Source organism: Kutzneria chonburiensis, from assembly GCF_028622115.1.
GTDB lineage: Bacteria > Actinomycetota > Actinomycetes > Mycobacteriales > Pseudonocardiaceae > Kutzneria > Kutzneria chonburiensis.
Genome location: NZ_CP097263.1, coordinates 6,523,814 through 6,545,094, shown reverse-complemented (window position 1 = coordinate 6,545,094; position 21,281 = coordinate 6,523,814). Strand labels below are relative to the sequence as shown.

Here is a 21,281-nt window from a genome sequence, read left to right as displayed (position 1 = left end):
GGGACGGCTCCTGTCAGTACGAAACGGTCTGCTGCAAGGAATTTCCGGCGGCGTCGGTCGCGCTCACCTTGAGCGCCTTGGGCTGTCCCAGCCGCAGCGCCCGGAACTTGCCGTCGCCCAACGAGATCAGCGGGACGGAATGCCAGGCCTTGCCGTCGTACGAGATCGCGGCGGTGGCCTTGGTGATCGGGCTCGCGGCGGCGGCCGGGGCGTGGGCGAAGATGACCGTCTTGTCGTCCAGGTTGTAGCGGACGTCGAGCAGCGGCAGTGCCGAGCACTGGTCCACGCTGCCGATGTTGTCGCAGCTCCAGTTGGCCGGCACGGTTCGAGTGCCGGAATGCCCCGACTTGAACGTCCACTCGGTGTGGCTGGTTGTGCTGTGCCCCAACCACTCCGGGTTCACCGTGGTGTCGTAGACCAGGTGGTACACGGCCTCGGCGGCCGGCACCGTCACCGGGCCGGTGGTGGACGACTGTGTGTCGGCGTACACCTTGCCGTTTGAGCTGAGCACGAGGTGCGAGGACGTGATGTCCTTGTCCTCCAAGGCAATTGCGTGCCCGGGATCGCTGTCGTTGGCCGTCTGCACGCTGATGCCGAGCGTGTCCCCGGTGCGGCAGTCGGCGCAGCCCCAGCCCCAGATGGACGCCGCCGGCGTGGTCGGGTTGGTGATCACCGGGGTCGGCTGGAGCAGGCCCGGAGTCAGCGGTTCCCGCAGCCAGTCGGCGGTACGCGTGTGGCCGGGCTGGACCGCGCGCGGCCCGTCGAAGTCGATCCCGGTGAGCTTGACGGCGTCGGCCACCACCACATCGACGGCGATGAGATCCGACGCCCCGCCGACGTATTCGGTGCGGTGCAAGGGAGCGGCGACCGGATGCAGTGTCTGGTTGGGCAGATCCATGCCCACCGCCCAGATCGCACGGGCGATACCGGCATTGAGGTGGCCGAAGTAGTTGGCGTGCAAGGTCTGTAGCTGGTCGGCGGTCACACGGTGCCGCTGGTCCGCCGGTATGGCCCCGGATTCCCGGAACGCCAGGTCGTACGTGTAGTCGGTGGCTTCCAGGTGCGCGGTGATGTGGATCAGCCGCTCGCCGACCGGCGGCGCGGCATCGGGAGTCAGCAGCACCGGCACGTTCGGCGTGTCGAACTCGCTCTCCAGCCAGCCCAGCTTGGTGGCGTCGCGCCAGGCGCTGTGCACAGCCAGGTCGGTCAGCTGAGCCGGCCGTGGGGTCTGCACCGAGACCGGCGCGGTGGCGGCGCGGGCGTCCAGCGTGACCGTCTGGTCACCGTCGACGGTGATGACCCCACTGAGCACCCGCAGCTCGGTCACCTTGTCGCCGTCCCGGCTGGGCACGTAGGTGGTCAAGCCGTAGTGCCCGCTGGGCACGCTGATCCGCGCCTGACCGTCCTCGGCGAACGGAAAGCCCTGATAGAGCCGCATGTTGTCGAGGTTGACCACGTTCAGCGCGGCAGCGGCAGGCCGGCCGTCGGCGCCGAGCACATCCAGCGTGACCGTGTGCATCGGGAAGTTCGGGTGAGCGGCCGTCGTCGGGGCGACGCCGTGAGCCAGCGCCGTCACGTCGAACCGGGCCGGATCGCCGTGGCCGAGGGCATCGGTCGGCACCACGTACGTGTCGCCGTTGATCTTCTCGCGGAGGTAGCCGATCCCCGGCCGGGGAACCACCACGACGGTGTCCCCGGTGACCAGCACGTGGTCGCCGGTCGGCAGTAGGACGTCCTGTGGAATGGCGTGCTGTGGGCCGGCGGCGTGCGCCACGGCCGGTGACCCGAGGGCCACGGCCGCGGCGGTGGTCACCGCGCCGAGCAGATACGGGGTTTTCACACAGCTGGTTGGTCGGAGCCACCCTGCCGCGTTGCAACCCGAGCGAAGCTCGTTACCTAACCGTTGTTGGCCTGGGCCGCGAGCCGGCGGGCCCGGGCCGCCTTGGCCCGGCGCTTGCGCAGCACCATCACGGCGAAGCCCAGCACGACCACGCCGGCCACGATGGTCAGCGGCATGCCGACATTGCCGAACGCCTGGTACATCGGGCTCTTGTCGGCCGCGGTCTGCACCCCGGTGGAGTCCGTGGTGTCGGTCGTCGACGACGTGGCCGAGGCCGACGGCTTCACCGGCGGGGCCTGGTCGACCAGCTGGCCGACGGCGTGCGCGTTGGCCGCGGTCAGCCCGAAGCCCCAGTCCAGCAGCTTCGAGCTCTGCCGGTACATGGCGTACTGCTGCTGCTCGCCGCGCAGCAGCACGGCCACCAGCCGGTGCCCGTTCTTGGCCGCCGAGGACAGGTTCGTGAAGTGCGCGTCGGTGGTGTTGCTGGTGATGCCGGTGATCGCGCCGGTGTACGTGGTCAGCAGCTGGTCGGCGTTCTTCACGACCAGGCCGCTCAGGTTCACCGACTTGACGCCGGCGGCGTCGGCGAACGACTGCTGCTGCATGGCGTGCCGGTAGATCACCGCCATGTCGTACGCGGAGGTGCTCATGCCGGGGCCGTCAAGGCCGCCGGGCGTGGCCACCCGGGTGTCGAGCGCGCCCATCTGCTTGGCTGCGGCGTTCATCAGGTCCAGCGTCTTCGGGATGCCGCCGAGGGCACGGGCCAGCGCGTGCGGCACGTCGTTGCCCGGCTTGAGCAGCATGGCCTCGACCAGCTGGGCCGCGGTGAACTTGGCCCCGGCCTGCACGCCGATGGCCGAGTAGCCGTTGGCCGCGTCCACGTCCTCCTGCGTGATCAGCACCGGCGTGCTGGGCTTGAGGTCCTGCAACGCCACCATGGCCAGCAGCACCTTGATCAGGGCAGCCGGGCGCTGCCGGGCGTGCGGGTCCTTGGCCGCGAGCACGGCGCCGGTGTCCAGGTCGGCCAGCACCCAGGAGGCGGCGTTGACCTCGGACGGGGGCGCGGTGGCGGCGTCCGGCGGCAGCACGAAGCCGCACTTGCCGAGCTGGTCACCGCCAACCGGGTCGGCCGGCACCGGCAGCGGCGTCGGCGCGGCCGAGCCGGGTGCGGGCTGTTCCGCGTCGTCCTCGGCGGCCGGTGGCGACTGCTTGTTCGTGCACTCGCTCGGCACGGCGCTGGTGGTGGACGACGCCGTCGTGCTGGTGGTGGTGGCCGCAGCAGCGCCCGTCGCTACGAACATGGCGGTGACCACGGAGGCCAGGGCCATGACCAGGGCGGCTGCGGGCCGTCGAGCTGGGAGAGGCACCCTCGCAGGCTAGTGCCTTACGCGGTGTGACCGGTTGGACCCGTGGGTTACCCGATCCCGGCCAGGGCGGATACTGCGGACGTGAAGCTGACCCGTGGCAAGTCGGTGTTCCTGCTCCTGTTCGGGGTGTGGAGCTGGTTCATCTGGGTGACGCTGGTGATCAACGTGGCGCAGGACCCTCGAGCCTTCGTGGCCGGTTCGGCCACGGCTTTCTTCTACGTCCACCTCACACTGGCGATCATCTCCCTCGCGTTCGGGACGATCATCGGCCTGTTCGGCGTGCGCGGCCTTGTCGCGTCCCGGCGGCCGGCCGAGGTCGCTCACCCTGGGTGAGGCGGCTCAAGGGTTGCCCGCGCGCTGGCAATTGTGAACGTTCGCACTGTCGGGCCGACTCGTGTCCGTATTGCTACGTTCCGGCGAATGAGACGTCTGCTGACGCTGCTGATCGCCGCCGGAGCAGCCCTGGTCGGGCTGGCGCCGATCGCGTCCGCCGCCCCGGACCATCACTGCACCGCCACCGGCACCACCTACACCTACGTGGTGCTCTACACGCCGGGCGTGCCCCGGTTCGCCGCCGAGGCCGAGCTGCGGCTCGACTGCGGCGCCCTCGTCGAGTACTACCCGGAGATCGGCGTCGCGGTGGCCACCTCGGCCGCCCCCGACTTCGCCGACAAGCTCGGCCAGTTCCGGGCCTACAGCGGCCGCAAGGACGTGCCGGCGGCCACCCTGAGTTCCCGTTCGCTGGAGGCGGCGCTGCCGGCCGTCGACCGCAGCGGTGAGCAGTGGGACATGGACCTGATCAAGGCCAAGCAGGCCAACAAGGTCAACGAGGGCAGCCGGCGGGTGCTGGTCGGCGTGCTCGACTCCGGCGTCGACCCGACCCACCCGGAGTTCGCCAAGTCCATCGACCCGGCTGACTCCGCCGGCTGCGTGACCGGCAAGGCCGACCCGTCGGTGGCGGCCTGGTCGCCGACGACCATCCCGCACGGCACGCACGTGGCCGGCACGATCGCCGCGGCCGACGACGGCAACGGCGTCACCGGCATCGCGCCCGGCGTGCGGCTGGCCTCGGTGAAGGTGGTCAGCGACGACGGCTTCATCTTCCCGGAGTCGGCGGTGTGCGGCTTCATGTGGGCCGGCCGGCACCACTTCACCGTGACCAACAACAGCTACTTCGTTGACCCGGGCTTCTACTTCTGCCGCAACAAGCCCGGCGACGCCGCGGCCTACGAGGCGATCCGGCGCGCGGTGGCGTACTCCACCGGCCGTGGCGTGCTCAACGTGGCCGCCGCCGGCAACGAGGCGATGGACATCGCCAATCCGGATCACGACACCGTGCGCAAGCAGAACCCGGTGGACCGCAACTGCGCCGTGCTGCCGGCCGGGCTGCCGGACGTCGTTTCCGTGACGGCCGTTGGCTACAACGGCACCAAGTCGAGCTACAGCGACTGGGGCAAGGTCGATGTGACCGCTCCGGGCGGTGACGGGAAGCAGGTTCCGCCGGCCGGCGCCGGGCCCGCGTGCCCGCTGTCCACGCTGCCCGGCGGTGGCTACGGCAGCATGTGCGGCACGTCGATGGCGTCACCGCACGCGGTCGGGGTGACGGCGCTGCTGGCCAGCACGCATCCGTGGGCCTCGCCCGCGCAGCTGCGGGGCCTGCTCCGGGCCGAGGCGACGCCCGTCGCCTGCCCGGCCGCCACGCCGACCTGCACCGGGCCGGCCGGGAACAACACGTATTACGGGCACGGGCTGGTCAATGCCCTGGCCGCCGTGCAGCACTGAGTGGCAGATGGGCACGGGAAGTCCCCGCTTCCCGTGCCCGCGGCAAAGTCTCAGAAGTCGAACTCACCGTTGCGGACGCCGGCGACAAAAGCCGCCCATTCGGCCTTGTTGAAAACGTGAGCCGGCAGGCTCGGGTCCTTGGCGTCACGCAGTGCGATGTCGCCCGACGGCAGAGCAGCAACCTCGACGCACGAGCCGTCCTGGCAGAAGCTGCTCTTCTTGAAGATGATGTCCATGGATCGTGTTATCTCTCACTCATAGTTGGTTCTTTTCACCTTCTCAATCAGGTCGAGTGAGGACTTGTGGTCCGGGCACCGCGACAACAGATTCGTGAAGATGTTTCGGTATTTCTTCACCTCGGTCTCCTGTGCTGAGAACCGGTCTCCACCGCTCAGTTCCTGGTAGACGGTGTCCTGGTCGGTGTCGTTGTCAAAGGTGAAGATCACATAGTTGCACTGGATGCCAAGACTGTAGCCGGTCGAGTATGGGAAGATTCTCAGATCCACCCCATCGTGTTCGGCGAAGTCGATCAGATTGTCCAGTTGCTTGCGCATCGTGTCCGCAGAGTCAACCACCCGATGCAGAGCGCATTCGTCGATCACCGCAGTGATCTTCAGCTCGCCCAGCCGGTTGAGGACGTAGCGCTGCCGTCGGCCGCGGATTTCGACCAGTTGGTCGATCTCGCTGTCCGGGGCGTCCGGGAAGTTGTTTCTGAACACTTCCCAGCAGTATTTCGGTATCTGGGCGAGACCGTAGATTCCGAAGCCGCTGAACGAGAGCATCTCGCTGGCGGCCGATTCGAGCGAGATGTAGCTGCCCAGATTGGGCGGCCAGGCCTCGGGGTGGTCCGACCACCAACCCTCGTCCTGGCTGGCCGTGGCCAGGCCCTGCAGCCGGGTGCGCAGCCGGTGGTCGCGGACCTCGTACAGGTCGAGCAGGTCGCGGACGTCACGCAGCTTGGGCAGGCCCTGGCCGTTCTCCAGCCGGCTGACCTTCGAGGGGGAGCACTCCAGGCGACGCGCGGCGTCGACGAGTTGCAGCCCGGCGGCCTCGCGGAGCTTGCGCAACTCGTGGCCGAGGCGGCGGCGCGGGATCAACGGTCCCTGAGAAGGGGGCATCCATACACCTCCTGAAACCACCATGCCCGCGTAGCCACTGGAGGCGCGTGGCGCCACGCTAGGCCATCGGGGTGACCGTGGCAAGCAATCCACCCGTGCAATTGCACGGTGGCTTTGCACTGTGCGCGTTCGTGACGAACTGTACCCCCGACCCCGGTGTCGGTGGGCCGGTGGCCCCACGGCGAACTCCGCCGATCTTCCGTTCGGCCCATCGGCCGGTGGGCCGGCAAAATCACCATCGAGAGTGAGGCCGGCCCGCCGCCCGTCCAGCCGTCCGGTCGCCGTACGTGGATCGGGGGTGGCCCACCGCGTCGGGTGGCGGTGACGGGGGCCGGTCCGTCGACCGGTTACGCGCGCGACGGCCGGTGCGGAACAATCGCTGCCCGGTGAATGTCGATGGATTGCTCGGGGCTGACCGCCCCTGCTCGCGGCTCATCGCCGCTCGACTCTGAACGTGGGTCCGCGCCAGGTAAAACGAGGCACGGGAAGTCCCCGCTTCCCGTGCCTCGGTATTCACCTTTCAGGCGTCGAACTCATCGCGGTGAAAAGTTGAACTCACCGTTGCGGACGCCGGCCACGAAGGCCGCCCACTCCTCATGGCTGAAAACCAGCGCCGGCCCCTCGGGGTCCTTGCTGTCCCGCAACACGACGTAGCCCAACGGTAGAGCAGCCGCTTCGACGCACCCGCCGTCATGGCAGAAGCTGCTCTTGACGAACGCGATTTCCATATGTTTTATGGCTTTCACTAATAGTTGGTTCTCATCACCTTCCCGATCAGGTCGGGTGAGGACTTGTGGTCCGGGCACCGCGACAACAGATTCGTGAAGATGCTCTGGTACTTCTTCACCTCGGCCTCCTGTGCTGAGAACCGGTCTCCACCGCTCAGGTCCTGGTAGACGGTGTCCTGGTCGATGTCGTTGTCCAAGGTGAAGATCGCGTAGTTGCACTGGATGTCAAGACTGTAGCCGGTCGAGTATGGGAAGATCCTTAGATCTACCCCATCGTGTTCGGCGAAGTCGGTCGGGTCTCCGGTTGCTTCCGCATTGTGTTTCCGGGGCGGTGACATGCGAGTACTGCGATCATCGCAATGCCGATCGGCATATGGGCCAACTGGCCGCGCCGGGTGCGGTTGTTGTCGGCTTACGGTGAAATACGACTGTCGATGGCTGCAAGGCTCGCGCCTTGCACAGGGTGAGCAGCGTGGCCGAGCCTTGGCCGTTCTCCAGCCGGGCGACCTTGGACGGGGAGCACTCCGGCCGTCGTGTCGTGCCGGTGAGTCACCGCTCGACGTCCAGCCTGAGGCGGTTCGTGGTCGAGGCGGCGGCTTGTCGTCTCGAAATCTGCCGGAAATGGTCACTCCGCCTCCTGAACCACCTTGCCCGCGTAGCCGCTGGAGGCGCGTGGCGCCACGCTAGGCCATCGGGGTGACCGTGGCAAGCAATCCAGGCATGCAATTGCACGGTGGCATTGCGCTGTGCGCTTTCCTGCCGCACTCTACCCCTGAGTCCCGGCCTACTCCCGAGAGGATGAGCTGAGATGAGCACTGTCGAGCGGTCACCTCTGATCTTCCGCCTGATCCACCCCGTGCGGGCCGCGAAGATCACCATCGAGAGTGAGCTGGCGCTGGAGTTCCGCGGGCTGCGCAAGGCCACCCGGGTCGTCGGGCGCTGGCATCGCCGCGTCGCCCGGACCGTGGATCACGGCATGCGCCTTGGCTACGCCATCGAGCGGCTGTGCCGGCGGGCCGTCGAGACCGAGTCCCGGCCGCGCAAGATCGGCTCACAGCTGCTGACCGCGGCCCAGGCTCGTCGACAGCTCGACCGCTCCCCGTCCGTCGGCACCGCCGAGCTCGGCCGGGTCGTATTGGCCGCTGACGCCGAACGCCGTCGTCTGCTGCGCTCGGTCGACCGCAAGATCGCCGAACTCGGCCGGCTGGCCGCCCGCCTCGAGCGCGACAGCGAGCGGTTGCAACACCTCATCGAGCGCTGCTATCTCGGTCCGCAGCAGGACATCCTGCTGGCCCGGTCGCTGGCCCGCGACCCGCAGGCCGACCGGCTGCCGGTGGTGCGGGCGCTGCCCGACCTGACCTTCCTGGTGCTGGCCATCAGCCGGCTGGAGGTCGTCACGCACGAGGCGTCGGCCTGCCGCGAGGAGGCCCACGGCACGAGGGCGCTGTTCCCGTTCGTGCCGGAACAGCGCCTCGACCCCGCGGTGGCCGTGCGCAACTAGCTCAGTGCCTGGTCCAGGTCGGCCCAGAGGTCCTCGACGTCTTCAAGGCCGACCGACATGCGCAGCAGCCGGTCGCTGATGCCGGCGCCGCGCCGGTCGTCCTCGGCGACGATGTGGTGGCTCAGCGAGCCGGGGTGCTGGATCAGCGTGTCGACACTGCCCAGGCTGACCGCCGGCGTGACCAGCCGGACCGCGGCGATCACCGCGTGCGGGTCGCCGACGACGTCGAACGACACCATCGGGCCGCCGATCTCCGGCCGGTAGACCTTGCTGACGCCGGGGTGGCTCTCCAGCCGTCGGGCCAGTTCGGCGGCGGTCTCGGCGGCGCGGGTGATGCGGATCGGGAGCGTGGACAGGCCGCGTAGCAACAGGTATCCGGCCAGCGGGTGCAGGATGCCGCCGGTGGCCATGCGGATCGTGCGCAGGCGGCGGGCGAACTCCTCGTCGCAGGCCACGACTCCGCCCAGCACGTCGCCGTGGCCGCCGAGGTACTTGGTCGCGCTGTGCAGCACGATGTTCGCGCCCAGCTCGATTGGCCGTTGCAGCACCGGCGTGGCGAAGGTGTTGTCCACCAGCACCGGCACGTCGACGTCGATGGCCCGGATGTCCACTTCGGACAGTGTCGGGTTGGCCGGCGACTCGACGATCACCAGGCCGGTTTCGTCCCTGAGGTGGAGTTTGACGTCCTCGGCCGTCGACCAGGTGACGTCGGTGCCGAGCAGGCCCGAGCCGAGCAGATGGTCGCTGGTGCCGTAGAGCGGGCGGACCGCGACGATGTGCCGTTTCCCTTGCGCCGCAACGGCCAGCAGGCACGCGCTCAGGGCCGCCATGCCGGTCGCGAAGGCCACCGCCGACTCCGCGCCTTCCAGGTCGGCCAGCGCCCGTTCGAAGCGGGCCACCGTCGGGTTGCCGACGCGGCCGTAGATCGGGCTGCCGCCCAGGTCCTCGCCGCTCGCCGCCCGTTCGAGGCGTGAGGCCTCCTCGTGGCTGTCGCGGGAGGGGTAGGTCGTGGAGAGGTCGATCGGGACCGCGTGCAGCCCCAGCTCCGTCAGGTCCTCGCGGCCGGCGTGCACTGCCCTGGTGTTCAGCTCCATGCCGTTCATCCTGGGCAGGTCACGGTGCTTTGCTTCCAATTCCGTACTAAATTCGGCTCATGGCTTCTGACGTGCGTCTGGATCCGGTTGATCTCGCCATTCTGCGGGAGTTGCAGAACGACGCCCGGACCACCAACAAGGAGCTCGCCGCCGCGGTCGGCATCGCCCCGTCCACCTGCCTCGATCGGGTCGCTCGGCTGCGCTCCACCGGCGTCATCCTCGGCACCGCCCTTCGCGTCGACGCCTCCGCCCTCGGTCGGCCTCTCCAGGCCTTGCTCTTCATCCGCGTGCAGCCCCATCGCGGTGTGTTGGAGCCCTTCGTCAAGCACGCCCTCGAGCAGCCCGAGACCCGCGCCGTCTTCCACCTCACCGGGGCCGACGACTTCATGGTCCACGTCGCCGCCGCCGGCGCTTCCGACCTTCAGCGCCTCGTGCTCGACCAGTTCACCGCCCGGCCCGAGGTCGCCCTCGTGCACACCACCTTGATCTTCCAGCAATGGGAGGGCGGGCCGCTGCTGCCACCGACCACTTCCAGCTGAGGCAGCCCCGGGCAGACTGGCCAGCATGACCGACTTCGACGTCGACGAGTTCCTGGCGCAGCCGCTGACGGCACGGGTGGCCACTGACGGGCCGACGGTGCGTCCGACCTGGTACCTCTGGGAAGACGGGGTGTTCTGGATCCTGTCCGGGCCATGGGCGCGGCTGCTGGACCGGGTGCGGACGAACCCGCGGCTGGCTCTGACGGTGGATGTGTGCGATCCGCCGACCGGCCTGGTCCGCCAGGTCATCGCCCGAGGCCGGGCCGAGGTGGTGCCGTTCGACGTCGACCGGGGGCGACGGAAGCTGAGCCGGTACCTCGGGCCGGAGGAATCGCGCTGGGACAACAGATTCCGCCGGTACCTGCACGACGACGTCGGCACGGTGTGGATCCGCGTGGTCCCGGATTCGTTGCGGGCCGAGGATCTGAGCTACCAGGTCTGAAACGCGTCGGGGCCCCACCGCTTGTGGCAGTGGGGCCCCGACGTGTCTGCCGGTCAGACGCGCTTGAACAGCAAGGCGCGCTTGACCTCCTGGATGGCCTTGGTCACCTGGATGCCACGGGGGCAGGCGTCGGTGCAGTTGAAGGTGGTGCGGCAGCGCCACACCCCGTCGACGTCGTTGAGGATGTCGAGCCGCTCCTCGGCGCCCTCGTCCCGGCTGTCGAAGATGAACCGGTGTGCGTTGACGATGGCGGCGGGCCCGAAGTAGGAGCCCTCGGTCCAGTACACCGGGCACGACGTGGTGCAGCAGGCGCACAGGATGCACTTGGTGGTGTCGTCGAACCGGGCCCGGTCGGCCGCCGACTGGATGCGCTCACGGGTGGGCTCGTGCCCGGTGGTCATCAGGTACGGCTTGACCGCGCGGAACGCCTCGAAGAACGGCTCCATGTCGACGATCAGGTCCTTCTGCACCGGCAGACCCTTGATCGGCTCCATGGTGATGGTGGTCGGCTTTCCGTTGCCGGCCAACAGATCCTTCACCAGCACCTTGCACGCCAGGCGGTTGACGCCGTTGATGCGCATGGCATCGGAGCCGCAGACACCGTGGGCGCAGGAGCGCCGGAAGGTGAGCGAGCCGTCGACGTACCACTTGATGTAGTGCAGGACGTTGAGCACCCGGTCGGTGGGCAGCGCCGGCACCTCGAACGACTGCCAACGCGGCTCGTCGTCGAACTCGGGGTTGAACCGCCGGATCTTCACGGTGAGGGTGACCGCGCCGGGCGGCACCGGCGGCTGCGAGCCGCGGGAACCCGAGGGCGCGGTTTCGGTGGTCGCGGTCATCAGTACTTGCGCTCCATCGGCTTGTACCGGGTGAAGGTCACCGGCTTGTAGTCGAGACGGATGTCGGCGGAGAGGGCATCGCCCTGCTTGTACGCCATGGTGTGCCGCATGAAGTTCGTGTCGTCGCGCGTCGGGTAGTCCTCCCGCGCGTGCCCGCCACGGGACTCCTTGCGGGCCAGCGCGCCGACCACCAGGATCTCGGCCAGCTCCAACAGGAAGCCGAGCTCGACGGCCTCCAGCAGGTCGGTGTTGAACCGCTTGCCCTTGTCCTGCACGGCAACGTCGGCGTAGCGCTCCTTGAGCTGCTGCACGTCGTGCAGCGCCTGCTTGAGCGTGTCCTCGGTGCGGTACACGGCGGCGTTGGCGTCCATGGTGTTCTGCAACGCGATCCGCAGGTCGGCGACGCGCTCGGCGCCGGTGGAGGTGCGCAGCCCCTCGACCATCGTCTCGACCAGCGCGGCCGGGTTCTCCGGCAGGTCCACGTGGTCGTGCACAGTGGCGACGTACTCGGCGGCGGCGAGACCGGCCCGCCGGCCGAACACGTTGATGTCCAGCAGCGAGTTGGTGCCCAGCCGGTTCGCGCCGTGCACGGACACGCAGGCGCACTCGCCGGCGGCGTACAGGCCGGGGACGACGGTGTCGTTGTCCCGCAGCACCTCGGCGTGGATGTTGGTGGGGATGCCGCCCATCGCGTAGTGCGCGGTCGGGTACACCGGCACCGGCTCGGTCACCGGGTCCACACCCAGGTACGTACGGGCGAACTCGGTGATGTCGGGCAGCTTGGTCTCCAGCACCTCGGCCCCGAGGTGCGTGCAGTCCAGCAGCACGTAGTCCTTGTGCGGACCGGCGCCGCGACCCTCCAGCACCTCCAGCACCATGGACCGGGCGACGATGTCGCGCGGCGCCAGGTCCTTGATGGTGGGGGCGTAGCGCTCCATGAACCGCTCGCCGTCGGCGTTGCGCAGGATCGCGCCCTCGCCGCGGGCCCCCTCGGTGAGCAGGATGCCCAGGCCGGCCAGGCCCGTCGGGTGGAACTGGTAGAACTCCATGTCCTCCAGCGGCAGGCCCTTGCGGAAGATGATGCCCATGCCGTCGCCGGTCAGGGTGTGCGCGTTGGACGTGGTCTTGAAGACCTTGCCGAAACCGCCGGTGGCGAACACGACCGCCTTGGCCTGGAACACGTGGATCTCGCCGGTGGCCAGCTCCAGTGCGACCGCGCCGGTGCAGACCGGGCCGTTGGCCGTCTCGGTCATGCACACGTCGAGCACGTAGAACTCGTTGAAGAACTCGATGCCGTGCTTGACGCAGTTCTGGTACAGCGTCTGCAGGATCATGTGCCCGGTGCGGTCGGCCGCGTAGCACGCGCGCCGCACGGCCGCCTTGCCGTGGTCGCGGGTGTGCCCGCCGAAGCGCCGCTGGTCGATCCGGCCCTCGGGGGTCCGGTTGAACGGCAGGCCCATCTTCTCCAGGTCGAGGACCGCGTCGATGGCTTCCTTGCACATGATCTCGGCGGCGTCCTGGTCGGTGAGGTAGTCACCGCCCTTGATCGTGTCGAAGGTGTGCCACTCCCAGTTGTCCTCCTCGACGTTCGCGAGGGCGGCGCACATGCCGCCCTGCGCCGCGCCGGTGTGGGACCGGGTGGGGTAGAGCTTGGTCAGCACCGCGGTGCGGACGCGCTGGCCGGCCTCGATGGCCGCGCGCATCCCGGCGCCGCCGGCGCCGACGATGACCACGTCGTACTTGTGTACCTGCATGTCCGGCGTTCTCCCGCGGTCAGCCGCTGATGTTCGGGTCGAAGGTGAAGATCACGAAGCTGCCCAGCGCGAGGATCAGCGCCATGGACACGTACAGCAGGATCTTCAGCCAGAACCGGGTGGCGTCCTTGCGCGCGTAGTCGTTGATCACGGTGCGCAGGCCGTTGCCGCCGTGCAGCTCGGCCAGCCACAGCATGGACAGGTCCCAGAACTGCCAGAACGGCGAGGACCAGCGGCCGGCGACGAAGGCGAAGTTGATCCGGTGCACGCCGCCGTCGAGGATGTTCATGATGAACAGGTGCCCGAGCACCAGCACGATCAGCAGCAGGCCCGACAGCCGCATGAACAGCCAGCTGTAGAGCTCGAAGTTGCTGCGGCGGGCGGCCGGGCGGCGCGGGCTACGCGGCGCCGAGATGTTCAGGGTGCTCATGTCAGTTGCCACCACCAAGAAGCTGAGTGACGGTCCGCTGCAGCATGAAGTAGGCGCCGGGGATCATCACCAGCACCCAGATCACGATGATCGCCCACAGCATCGGGCGCTGGAACCGCGGGCCCTTGGCCCAGAAGTCGACCAGCATGATCCGGACGCCGTTGAGCGCGTGGTAGAGCACCGCCGCGACCAGGCCCAGCTCCAACAGGTTGACCAGCGGGTTCTTGTAGAGCTCGATCACCTTGTCGTAGGCGTTCGGCGAGACCCGAACGACCGCGGTGTCCAGCACGTGCGCGAACAGGAAGAAGAAGGTCAGCACCCCGGTGATCCGGTGGGCCACCCAGGACCACATGCCCAGATCGCCGCGGTAGACGGTGCTACCGCGTCGGCTGCTGCCCCCTGTTTCCGGTGCTGCGCCCGTTGGCGGGGCGGTGGTACTGGCCATGGTGCGCGTGGCCTCCAGCGTCAGTGGTGGGCGCGGCCCCAGGTGGCTGGTGCGTACGGGGCCTTGACCCTCCGGATGCTAGACCGGGGCCCTGCGGCTGGCCCAACGGCGACCGGCCGTCTGTGATCGATGAGACACACAACGGTGTGGTCCAGGCCGCTTTAACGATCAAGTACCAGTGCCTGCCGGCACAGTTGGTCGGCCCGGCGGGTGGTCTCCGGCTGGCGGTACTTCGGGGCGAGATCGAGCACCCGCGCGCACGCGGTGTCCAGATCGATCCGGTGGCCGATCGAGACGAACAGGGGCTTCACGTCCTTCTGTGTGCGCAGCGCCCGGCCGACCACGTCGTCGCCGTCCCTGAGCTCGGTCCAGTCGCCGCGGTCCGGTCCGGGCGGGTCGTAGCGGCCCATCGGGGTCTTGGCCACGCCGATCGACGGCAGCCCGGTGACCACGCCCAGGTGGCTGGCCAGCCCGAACCGGCGCGGATGGGCCACGCCCTGGCCGTCGCAGATCAGCACATCGGGCGACGTCGTCAGCCGTTCGAGAGCGCTCATCAGCGCCGGTAGCTCACGGAACGCAAACAGGCCTGGCACGTAAGGGAAATCGGTGACGCCCGGCACCACGGCCTGATCCACCGTTTCGAGTGACGTGAGGTCGACCACGACCACCGCCGCGCACAGCTTGTCGCCGTCGTAGGCCACGTCGAGGCCGGCCGCGGTCCGTGGCTGCCAGCCGGCCGGCGGGTTCGGGTCGACCAGCGGGGCCATCTCGAGTTGGAGGGCTACCGCCTCGTCCGGGGTCGACGGCCAGTTCATGTGAAGTGCCTCTCCGCGGCCAGGTCGCCATGTTCGTCGAAGACTCGCTCACGGGCCAGGCGGCCGTCCGGGTGCCAGTCCCTGGCGACGCCGGTCAGGAGGCCCCGGCGGACCGTCCGCTCCGACTTGGGCGTGCCGTCCTCGAACCACTCGCGCTGCGGGCCGTCCTCCACGCCGTACCGGTAGGTGACCAGCGAGGTCACCTCGCCGCTGTAGCCGTGGGTCACCGCCTCGCCGGTGAAGGCGTGGCCGTCGTGTCTGAGCCGTGCCCCGTCGTCCCACTCGACCGTGCTGACCTGGAGGTCGATGCGGGGCAGCGGCGGCTCGTCCGCCGGGACCTCGCGCTCGTCTTCGAGGAAACCGTTGGCGTCCCAGCGTTGGATCTTGGTGACGACGCCTTTGAGGTCGTGGACGGTGAGCTCGCGGAGGCGGCCGTTGGCGTGCCAGCGCCGCCATTCGCCCACGCGGACGCCCTGTTCGTACCGGCCTTCCGCGTTCGGTGACCACCACGGGCCGTCCGGTTGGCCATCCCGGTACGACGTGATCTTGTCGCCGTCTCGGAGCTGGCCGGTGAACGGGGTGTTTCCGTTGTGTACCAGGTGGCTTGTGCCGATCGTTTGGGCTCGTTCGACCCTGGTCGTCGGCTCGCCCCGCTCGTCCCAGTGCGTGCTGCCGTCCTGCGCCGGCATTCCGTTGGGGTGCCAGCGTTTCTCCCCGTCACTGCGCAGGATCCCGCTGTCGTACCAGGTTTTGGCCGTTTGCCTGATGCCGTCCCGGTACGTCTCCAGCGACAGCAGACGATCCCCGTTCTCGCGGACCAGTTCGCCCGTGAACAGCTCGTTCTGATGACACAGGCGGCCTTCGTCGTCCCTGGTCGGGGCGTCCGCGTACAGCTCGATCCGCTTGGTCCGGCGGGGGAGGAAAGCCCCGTCCAGCACCGCTTCCGCCAGGTTCGCCGCCGACAGGTCCACGTCGTCCAGCATCGCCGCCGTCAGGTTCGCCCCGCGCAGGTTCGCGTCCTTGAACACCGCGCCGATCGCCGACACCCGGGTCAGGTTCGCTGCTTCCAGCGTCGCGTCGGCCAGGTTCGCGTCATCCAGGTTCGCGTCCTGCAACTGCGCCTCCGCCAGATCCGCTCCCCGCAGATCCGCGCTGGTCAGCTGCGCCCCGTCCAGCTCCGCCTTCTTGAGCACCACGTTCCGCAGGTCCGCCCCCAGCAGCACCGCCCCGCTCAGCGGCGCCCCCGTCAGGTCCGCCCCTCGCAGGTCCAGTCCCGTGAAGTCGCCGACCCCGTCGTCGAGCCAGTCCTCCAGCGCGACCGCCGCTTCGTCATCGTCCGGCCAGCGGACCGGCAGCCAGTCACTCACCCTTTGACCGTACTGTTCCCGATGGTTCTCAGGCATCCCCGTTCGCCGGGAGCGTGGGAGTCGAAACGTTTCGTCCTTGGGTCGTCTCCCGCCCGCCCCAGACCGAGAACACCACCTCCGGCCCGATTCGCCCGGCCAGCTCCCGCCCGCGGTCCAGCCACCGTCGCTCGGTCTCCTCGTCCGGAAAGCTCGACGCCGGCGGATCGTCCGCGTCGTAGACCGCCTGGAACTCCTCGTTCCACTGCTCGATCAGTGCCACCAGCTCATCCGACAGGCCGAAGTCGTCCAGATCCCGGTATTCGCCGTCCACCCACAGCGGCCCGGTTCCCCACTCCGGGGCCAGCTTCACCAGTGCCGTCCGGTCGTGTCGCTCTTCCCGGACGAGGTTTCCGTTCCGATCCCACCACCGGGACCCGCCCGTCATCCGTCCATTGCGGACGGTCATCTCCGACTTCAGCTGTCCGCCGTCGTACCAGTCCCGCTGCACGCCCTCACGGAAACCTTCGACGTAGGTCGCCAGCGACGTGACTTCGTCCAGCCAGTTGTACGTGACTGCCTCGCCCGTGAACAGCTCGCCATCGACGACCAGCCGCTGGTCGTCATCCCAATCAACCTGTGTTGCCTGAAGGTCGATCCGCTTCACCACTGGCCCCCGTGCAGACCTTGGGATTCGCTGTCCTCGATCAACACGCCGTCCGCGTCCCGGACCTGCGACTTGCGCAGGTCACCCCAGCGATCAAGCACCTTGTACGACTTGAGCTTGCCGCCCGGGTACCACTCCCGCCACTCACCGACCGGGTAACCCTCGGCGGACTGCCCCTCGACGTGCTTGCTGCCGTCCGGGAAGTATTCCACCGACGAGCCGTGCTCGAGGCCGTCCCGGTAGCCGGTCACCCCAACCATCTGGCCGTTCTCCGTATCGACGACTTCACCCGTGAACGGCATATCGTCGACCCGGACCATCCACCCGTCGTCGGTGTCGGAAGTCGTGAGCTCCCGGGCGATTCGTCTCACCGGGCTCAGGCGTGAATCTCCCTCGGGTGACGTGTGTTCACCATTCACCGCAGTGGGTCCCGTCGTATATCTTGTCCTCGATGACACCGCCGTGTTCGTCCCACTGCTGCGTCTTGCGCAGGTCACCCCAGCGGTCGAACACCTGGTAGGACTGAAGCCTGCCATCCGGAAACCAGGTGCGCCATTCGCCCGCCGTGTTCCCGTGGTCGAACGTTCCTTCATGGCGTTTGGTCCCGTCGGGGTATATCTCCCACCATGGACCGTGTTCCCGGCCGTCCTGGTAGGTGGTCAGCGCGAGGACCTTGCCGCCTTCGACCGTGACGGCCTCGCCGGTGAAGAGCTCACCGTTGTGGACGAGCCGGTCGAAGCCATCCCGCGCACCCTCGGGTCCGTCGATGTCGATACGACGCATATCGTCACCACTCGCCGCCATGAGCGCCCTGATGCTCCGTGTCCTGGACGAGATTGCCGCGCTCGTCCCAGCGCTGGATCTTGCGAATGCTGCCCCACCGGTCGAAGACGTTGAACTCCTTGAGTTTCCCGTCCGGGTACCACATCCGCCACTCGCCGACGACGGTGCCCATCGAGTGCTGCCCCTCGGATTCCTTCGTGCCGTCCGGGTAGTACCAGCACTCCGGCCCGTCCAGTTCCCCGTCCCGGTACGTCGTGATCCCTTCCAGCTGGCCGTCCTTGGTGTCCACGACCTCGCCCGTGAACGGCACGCCGTCGACCCGGACCATCCACCCGTCGTCGGTGTCCGAAGTCGTGAGCTCTCGGGTGACCCGTCTCACCATTGGTCCCCGTGGAAGCCCGGGCTCTCCAGCTCGTCGATGAGGTTGCCCTGCTCGTCCCACCGCTGCCGCTTGCGCAGAGCACCCCAGCGATCGAAGTGGCTGAACTGCTTGAGCTGGCCATTCGGGTACCACGTTCGCCACTCGCCCACGACCGTGCCCTTCGAATAGGTTCCCTCGGATTCCTTGGTTCCGTCCGGGAAGTACTCGATCTCCGGGCCGTCCTCCTCGCCGTCCTGGACGTCGATGCGAGTGATCATTCGGGCATGCCGGTCGGTCGGTACGGCTCCGGAGCACCGTCCTCGTCCCAGTGCTTCTCGCTCACCAGCTCGCCGCGGTCGTTGAACAGCTTTTCCACGGCCAACGCTCCGTTGTTGTGCCATTCGCGCAACGTACCGACGGCGATACCGTTCTGGTTCGTGCCTTCCGACTTGAGGGTCCCGTCCTCGTACCATTCCTTGACAGGACCGTGCCGCCGCCCGTTGTGGTAGGTCACCAACGAGAGCAGCGTGTCGCCCCAGGCATCGACCAGCTCGCCCGTGAAAGGTTCGCCGTCGTGCACAAGGCCCAGTGTGTCGTCACGTTCCACACTGTCGCTGTAGACGTCGATTCGCTTCATGACCTCTTCCCCGGGATCAACCTGCCTGGCGGGAACCGATCGTAACTGCCGGCGTTGCTGTGCACGCCGTGCAGCGTGAAGTGGCAGTTGGCGCAGCACCCGGTCTGCTCGATGCCGTCGTTACGGAACGGCTTGTAGTTGTCCACGCTGATTTCTTCAAGGGCGCTGGGCCCGGTGGGGTATCCGGCGGCGGCGCCGCCCATTCGCTCGCGTTCCCACAGCAGGGCGTTCACCGCCTTCACCTCGGCGTGGCTGAGTGGCACGTCGGGATGTGGGTGGCTTCGGGTGGCCCCGCTGTCGGTGTCCTCCACCGGGTAGCCGCCCGGTTTGTTGATCATGTCCTCGTACTGCTTGCGCAGTGTCGGGTGAAGGTCGGCGGGTTTGATGACGTCGCCGGTCTTTCCGTTGATGCCTTCGTAGACCAGACCTGTGCGCCGGTCCATCGCGGCGGACGTGAGGCCGACGTTGTCGTCATTGATCCGGTTAGCCGCGCTGGCGGGGAGGTTTGGCTTCTCAGGCATCTTGGGCTCAGGGCGGAAGTTCGGCTCGCGACCCTCTTCTTTGGCTGCGGCGGCCTCTTGCCGACGGTGGTTGACCCAGTCCGCCTTGTCCTGACGGTACGTCTCCATCTTCTTTTCGTGCTCTTTGAGCTTGCTCTCGTATTCGAGCTTGTCGTTCTTCGCCTGCTGCTGTGCTTCTCGGTACTGATTGGCGCGGTGCCGTGCGATGTCGGTGAGATGCCCGTCGGCGGTTTTGTCGCCGACATGGGTGATCAGGCCGGTGTCGTCCGTGACGACACCGGGTGCGCCCTTCAGATTGGCGAGCTTGCGCGGCGTCGTGTCTCGCGAGGGCGGCGGCATGTCGGCCGAGCTGATCCGGGTGGCGCCGGCCGGCTCGTTGAGGTCACCGGAGAAGTGCGGGTCCTTGTCCCGCTTGCCGCCGCTGCCCTCGCCGACGTGCTCCGGCTTGTGCTCCTCGCCACCCGGCAGCTTCTTGGGAGCCGACTCCTTGCCGCCGCTGGTCACCGCGGAGGCGGTCCGGGTGCTCCCGCCGGGCAGATGCTTGGACTTGTTGTCCGGGTGTTGCCGGGAGATCAAATCCTTGGCCTCGCGGTCGGCGCCCTCGTGCAGGTCGCCGGTCTTGTGCAGGTTCTGGCCGGCCTTGTCGGCGACTCGGCCGCCCTGCTGGAAGACCTTGCCGAGGATGGACATGGCCCGGCCGGAGAACTTGGCGACCACGGAGCCGACGCCGGAGCGGTCGCCGGACGCGTGCTCGACGAGGTGCTGGCCGGTGTCCTCGAGCTTCTCGCCGGCCTTGCCGACGGTCTGGCCGAACTTCGACAGCATGCCGCCGGACCGGCGCAGATGGTCCGGGTCGGTCTCGAATCCGCTCACGGCATGGCCTCCCCCTGTCCTGGTCTGCCGGCTACGACGCTAGCGGACGGACCCCGGTTCCCGGTCACGGACAGTCACCATGTGCCGACAATTCGTCCGAGAGGGTCAACGATTCGGTTACACGGACCGTGACCGGTGTCGTGCCCCCGCGACCGGGAGGTACCGTTTCGCCCTCGGCGGGACCGACACCGACAACGGGGTCGGGGCATCGCAGCTCGCTGAAGCAGGGAGAGGACGACAAACCGTGCGTCGAATGCGTGGAGTAGCGGTAGCGGCGATCGCGCTGACCAGCGTCGTGTCGCTGGCCGCGTGTGCCAAGGACAGTGCGTCCAGCCCGAGCGGCGGCAGCAGCTCGTCGGGCAGCAGCGGCTGCAAGCTGGCCACGCCGCCCACCGCAGCGGCGGCCGGCACGACCACCACCTCCGCCTCGACCAAGGTCGACGGCAGCGCGCTCAAGGTCGGCCTGGCCTACGACATCGGCGGCCGCGGCGACGCGTCGTTCAACGACGCGGCGGCGGCCGGCCTTGACCTGGCCAAGTCGCAGCTGGGCATCAAGGCCGACAACATCAAGGAGACCACCGCCGCGCCGAACGAGTCGGACGCGGCCAAGGAGACCCGGCTGCGCCAGCTGGCCCAGGAGGGCTACAACCCGATCGTCACGGTCGGCTTCGCCTACGGCCCGGCCCTGCAGAACGTGGCCAAGGACTTCCCGAACACCAAGTTCGCCATCGTCGACTCCACGGTGGAGAACTCGCCCAACGTCACCCCGCTGACCTTCACCGAGGAGCAGGGCTCCTTCCTGGTCGGCGTGATCGCGGCCTACAAGTCCAAGTCCTGCCACGTCGGCTTCGTCGGCGGCGTGAACGTGCCGCTGATCCAGAAGTTCCAGGCCGGCTTCGACGCGGGCGCCAAGGCGGCCGCGCCGGACATCAAGATCGAGGACAAGTACATCACCCCGGCCGGCGACTTCACCGGCTTCCAGGCCCCGGACAAGGGCCGCCTCGTCGCCCAGGGTGAGCTGGCCGCCGGCGCCGACGTGATCTACCAGGCCGCCGGCAACTCCGGCAAGGGCATCTTCGACGCGGTCAAGGCCAAGGGCGGCAGCTACGCCATCGGCGTCGACTCCGACCAGTACAAGCAGGCCGGCGTGGCCGACGACAAGGACATCATCATCTCCTCGATGATGAAGCGGGTCGACACCGCGGTGTACGACTTCCTGCGCGGCGTGGCGTCCAACGACCTGACCGCCATCCCGAAGGTCTTCGACCTCTCGGTCGGCGGCGTCGACTACGCCACCTCCGGCGGCAAGATCGACGACATCAAGAGCACCGTCGACGCCTACAAGGCGCAGATCATCTCCGGCGCGATCAAGGTCCCCTCGACGCTGTCCGGCAGCTGACAC

Annotated in this window: 26 protein-coding genes; 6 read left to right on the top strand and 20 right to left on the bottom strand. The window is 68.2% G+C overall.

The features are described from left to right. Positions 1 to 13 precede the first annotated feature (13 nt). Together M3Q35_RS29840 and M3Q35_RS29835 are read right to left on the bottom strand one after the other, a co-directional pair. Positions 14 to 1,840, bottom strand: a complete 1,827-nt coding sequence (locus M3Q35_RS29840) for a hypothetical protein (protein WP_273935886.1) — start codon at positions 1,838 to 1,840, stop codon at positions 14 to 16. 56 nt (positions 1,841 to 1,896) lie between these two features. Continuing rightward, positions 1,897 to 3,207, bottom strand: coding sequence for a D-alanyl-D-alanine carboxypeptidase family protein (locus M3Q35_RS29835; RefSeq protein WP_273935885.1), 1,311 nt, complete (start codon positions 3,205 to 3,207; stop codon positions 1,897 to 1,899). A gap of 81 nt (positions 3,208 to 3,288) precedes the next feature. On the opposite strand from M3Q35_RS29835, the gene M3Q35_RS29830 reads away from it, so the two are divergent. Then, positions 3,289 to 3,540, top strand: coding sequence for an SCO4848 family membrane protein (locus tag M3Q35_RS29830; protein WP_273935884.1), 252 nt, complete (start codon positions 3,289 to 3,291; stop codon positions 3,538 to 3,540). Positions 3,541 to 3,627: 87 nt separating this feature from the next. After that, positions 3,628 to 4,989 (top strand): S8 family peptidase, encoded by a 1,362-nt coding sequence (locus M3Q35_RS29825; protein ID WP_273935883.1) that lies wholly within the window; start codon positions 3,628 to 3,630, stop codon positions 4,987 to 4,989. Positions 4,990 to 5,039: 50 nt separating this feature from the next. Here M3Q35_RS29825 and M3Q35_RS29820 read toward each other — a convergent pair whose 3' ends face one another. The 4 genes from M3Q35_RS29820 to M3Q35_RS29805 all read right to left on the bottom strand — a co-directional run bounded on the left by M3Q35_RS29820 (position 5,040) and on the right by M3Q35_RS29805 (position 7,173). Further along, a complete protein-coding gene (locus M3Q35_RS29820) occupies positions 5,040 to 5,225 on the bottom strand; it encodes a DUF397 domain-containing protein (RefSeq protein WP_273935882.1) in 186 nt (61 codons plus the stop codon). A 15-nt stretch (positions 5,226 to 5,240) separates the two neighbouring features. After that, on the bottom strand, positions 5,241 to 6,107 hold the full coding sequence (locus M3Q35_RS29815; RefSeq protein WP_273935881.1) for a helix-turn-helix domain-containing protein: 867 nt from the start codon (positions 6,105 to 6,107) through the stop codon (positions 5,241 to 5,243). Between the two features lie 533 nt (positions 6,108 to 6,640). Next, on the bottom strand, positions 6,641 to 6,835 hold the full coding sequence (locus M3Q35_RS29810; protein ID WP_273935880.1) for a DUF397 domain-containing protein: 195 nt from the start codon (positions 6,833 to 6,835) through the stop codon (positions 6,641 to 6,643). Positions 6,836 to 6,852: 17 nt separating this feature from the next. Further along, positions 6,853 to 7,173: a Scr1 family TA system antitoxin-like transcriptional regulator gene (locus tag M3Q35_RS29805; RefSeq protein WP_273935879.1), complete on the bottom strand. Its 321-nt coding sequence runs from the start codon at positions 7,171 to 7,173 to the stop codon at positions 6,853 to 6,855. Between the two features lie 470 nt (positions 7,174 to 7,643). On the opposite strand from M3Q35_RS29805, the gene M3Q35_RS29800 reads away from it, so the two are divergent. Then, positions 7,644 to 8,336, top strand: coding sequence for a hypothetical protein (locus M3Q35_RS29800; RefSeq protein ID WP_273935878.1), 693 nt, complete (start codon positions 7,644 to 7,646; stop codon positions 8,334 to 8,336). Here the strand turns inward: M3Q35_RS29800 and M3Q35_RS29795 are convergent. Further along, complete coding sequence (locus tag M3Q35_RS29795) at positions 8,333 to 9,430, bottom strand: trans-sulfuration enzyme family protein (protein WP_273935877.1); 1,098 nt, start codon at positions 9,428 to 9,430, stop codon at positions 8,333 to 8,335. The two genes, M3Q35_RS29800 and M3Q35_RS29795, sit on opposite strands and share 4 nt — an antisense overlap. A 59-nt stretch (positions 9,431 to 9,489) precedes the next feature. Between M3Q35_RS29795 and M3Q35_RS29790 the strand changes: the two genes are divergently transcribed. Beyond that, complete coding sequence (locus tag M3Q35_RS29790; RefSeq protein ID WP_273935876.1) at positions 9,490 to 9,969, top strand: Lrp/AsnC family transcriptional regulator; 480 nt, start codon at positions 9,490 to 9,492, stop codon at positions 9,967 to 9,969. A gap of 25 nt (positions 9,970 to 9,994) precedes the next feature. Beyond that, on the top strand, positions 9,995 to 10,411 hold the full coding sequence (locus tag M3Q35_RS29785; RefSeq protein ID WP_273935875.1) for a pyridoxamine 5'-phosphate oxidase family protein: 417 nt from the start codon (positions 9,995 to 9,997) through the stop codon (positions 10,409 to 10,411). A 53-nt stretch (positions 10,412 to 10,464) separates the two neighbouring features. Here M3Q35_RS29785 and M3Q35_RS29780 read toward each other — a convergent pair whose 3' ends face one another. From M3Q35_RS29780 to M3Q35_RS29720, 13 genes are all read right to left on the bottom strand, one after another. Beyond that, positions 10,465 to 11,250 carry a succinate dehydrogenase iron-sulfur subunit gene (locus tag M3Q35_RS29780; RefSeq protein ID WP_273935874.1) on the bottom strand — a complete coding sequence of 262 codons (786 nt, stop codon included), beginning with the start codon at positions 11,248 to 11,250 and terminating at the stop codon, positions 10,465 to 10,467. Then, entirely contained in the window at positions 11,250 to 13,004 is a 1,755-nt protein-coding gene (gene sdhA, locus M3Q35_RS29775; protein ID WP_273935873.1) for a succinate dehydrogenase flavoprotein subunit, read from the bottom strand. Before sdhA ends, M3Q35_RS29780 begins: the two co-directional genes overlap by 1 nt. A gap of 19 nt (positions 13,005 to 13,023) precedes the next feature. Continuing rightward, on the bottom strand, positions 13,024 to 13,434 hold the full coding sequence (locus M3Q35_RS29770) for a succinate dehydrogenase hydrophobic membrane anchor subunit (RefSeq protein WP_043721767.1): 411 nt from the start codon (positions 13,432 to 13,434) through the stop codon (positions 13,024 to 13,026). Between the two features lies 1 nt (position 13,435). Then, positions 13,436 to 13,879 (bottom strand): succinate dehydrogenase, cytochrome b556 subunit, encoded by a 444-nt coding sequence (gene sdhC, locus M3Q35_RS29765; RefSeq protein WP_273935872.1) that lies wholly within the window; start codon positions 13,877 to 13,879, stop codon positions 13,436 to 13,438. Positions 13,880 to 14,040: 161 nt separating this feature from the next. Next, the gene (locus M3Q35_RS29760) at positions 14,041 to 14,694 is read right to left on the bottom strand and encodes an endonuclease V (RefSeq protein ID WP_273935871.1); all 654 of its coding nucleotides are present in this window, start codon (positions 14,692 to 14,694) and stop codon (positions 14,041 to 14,043) included. After that, on the bottom strand, positions 14,691 to 16,061 hold the full coding sequence (locus M3Q35_RS29755; protein WP_273935870.1) for a pentapeptide repeat-containing protein: 1,371 nt from the start codon (positions 16,059 to 16,061) through the stop codon (positions 14,691 to 14,693). The genes M3Q35_RS29760 and M3Q35_RS29755 overlap by 4 nt, the downstream gene beginning before the upstream one ends. Before the next feature lie 28 nt (positions 16,062 to 16,089). After that, complete coding sequence (locus M3Q35_RS29750; protein WP_273935869.1) at positions 16,090 to 16,704, bottom strand: toxin-antitoxin system YwqK family antitoxin; 615 nt, start codon at positions 16,702 to 16,704, stop codon at positions 16,090 to 16,092. Beyond that, positions 16,701 to 17,075 (bottom strand): toxin-antitoxin system YwqK family antitoxin, encoded by a 375-nt coding sequence (locus tag M3Q35_RS29745; RefSeq protein ID WP_273935868.1) that lies wholly within the window; start codon positions 17,073 to 17,075, stop codon positions 16,701 to 16,703. The genes M3Q35_RS29750 and M3Q35_RS29745 overlap by 4 nt, the downstream gene beginning before the upstream one ends. A 37-nt stretch (positions 17,076 to 17,112) precedes the next feature. Then, positions 17,113 to 17,508 (bottom strand): toxin-antitoxin system YwqK family antitoxin, encoded by a 396-nt coding sequence (locus M3Q35_RS29740; RefSeq protein ID WP_273935867.1) that lies wholly within the window; start codon positions 17,506 to 17,508, stop codon positions 17,113 to 17,115. Further along, positions 17,492 to 17,869, bottom strand: coding sequence for a toxin-antitoxin system YwqK family antitoxin (locus M3Q35_RS29735; protein WP_273935866.1), 378 nt, complete (start codon positions 17,867 to 17,869; stop codon positions 17,492 to 17,494). Before M3Q35_RS29735 ends, M3Q35_RS29740 begins: the two co-directional genes overlap by 17 nt. Then, positions 17,863 to 18,126 carry a toxin-antitoxin system YwqK family antitoxin gene (locus tag M3Q35_RS29730; protein WP_273935865.1) on the bottom strand — a complete coding sequence of 88 codons (264 nt, stop codon included), beginning with the start codon at positions 18,124 to 18,126 and terminating at the stop codon, positions 17,863 to 17,865. The genes M3Q35_RS29735 and M3Q35_RS29730 overlap by 7 nt, the downstream gene beginning before the upstream one ends. After that, positions 18,123 to 18,485 (bottom strand): toxin-antitoxin system YwqK family antitoxin, encoded by a 363-nt coding sequence (locus M3Q35_RS29725; RefSeq protein WP_273935864.1) that lies wholly within the window; start codon positions 18,483 to 18,485, stop codon positions 18,123 to 18,125. Before M3Q35_RS29725 ends, M3Q35_RS29730 begins: the two co-directional genes overlap by 4 nt. Next, positions 18,482 to 19,879, bottom strand: a complete 1,398-nt coding sequence (locus M3Q35_RS29720; RefSeq protein ID WP_273935863.1) for a YwqJ-related putative deaminase — start codon at positions 19,877 to 19,879, stop codon at positions 18,482 to 18,484. The genes M3Q35_RS29725 and M3Q35_RS29720 overlap by 4 nt, the downstream gene beginning before the upstream one ends. Before the next feature lie 253 nt (positions 19,880 to 20,132). Here M3Q35_RS29720 and M3Q35_RS29715 point away from each other — a divergent pair, with 253 nt between their 5' ends. After that, positions 20,133 to 21,278 (top strand): BMP family lipoprotein, encoded by a 1,146-nt coding sequence (locus tag M3Q35_RS29715; protein WP_273935862.1) that lies wholly within the window; start codon positions 20,133 to 20,135, stop codon positions 21,276 to 21,278. Positions 21,279 to 21,281: the final 3 nt, after the last annotated feature.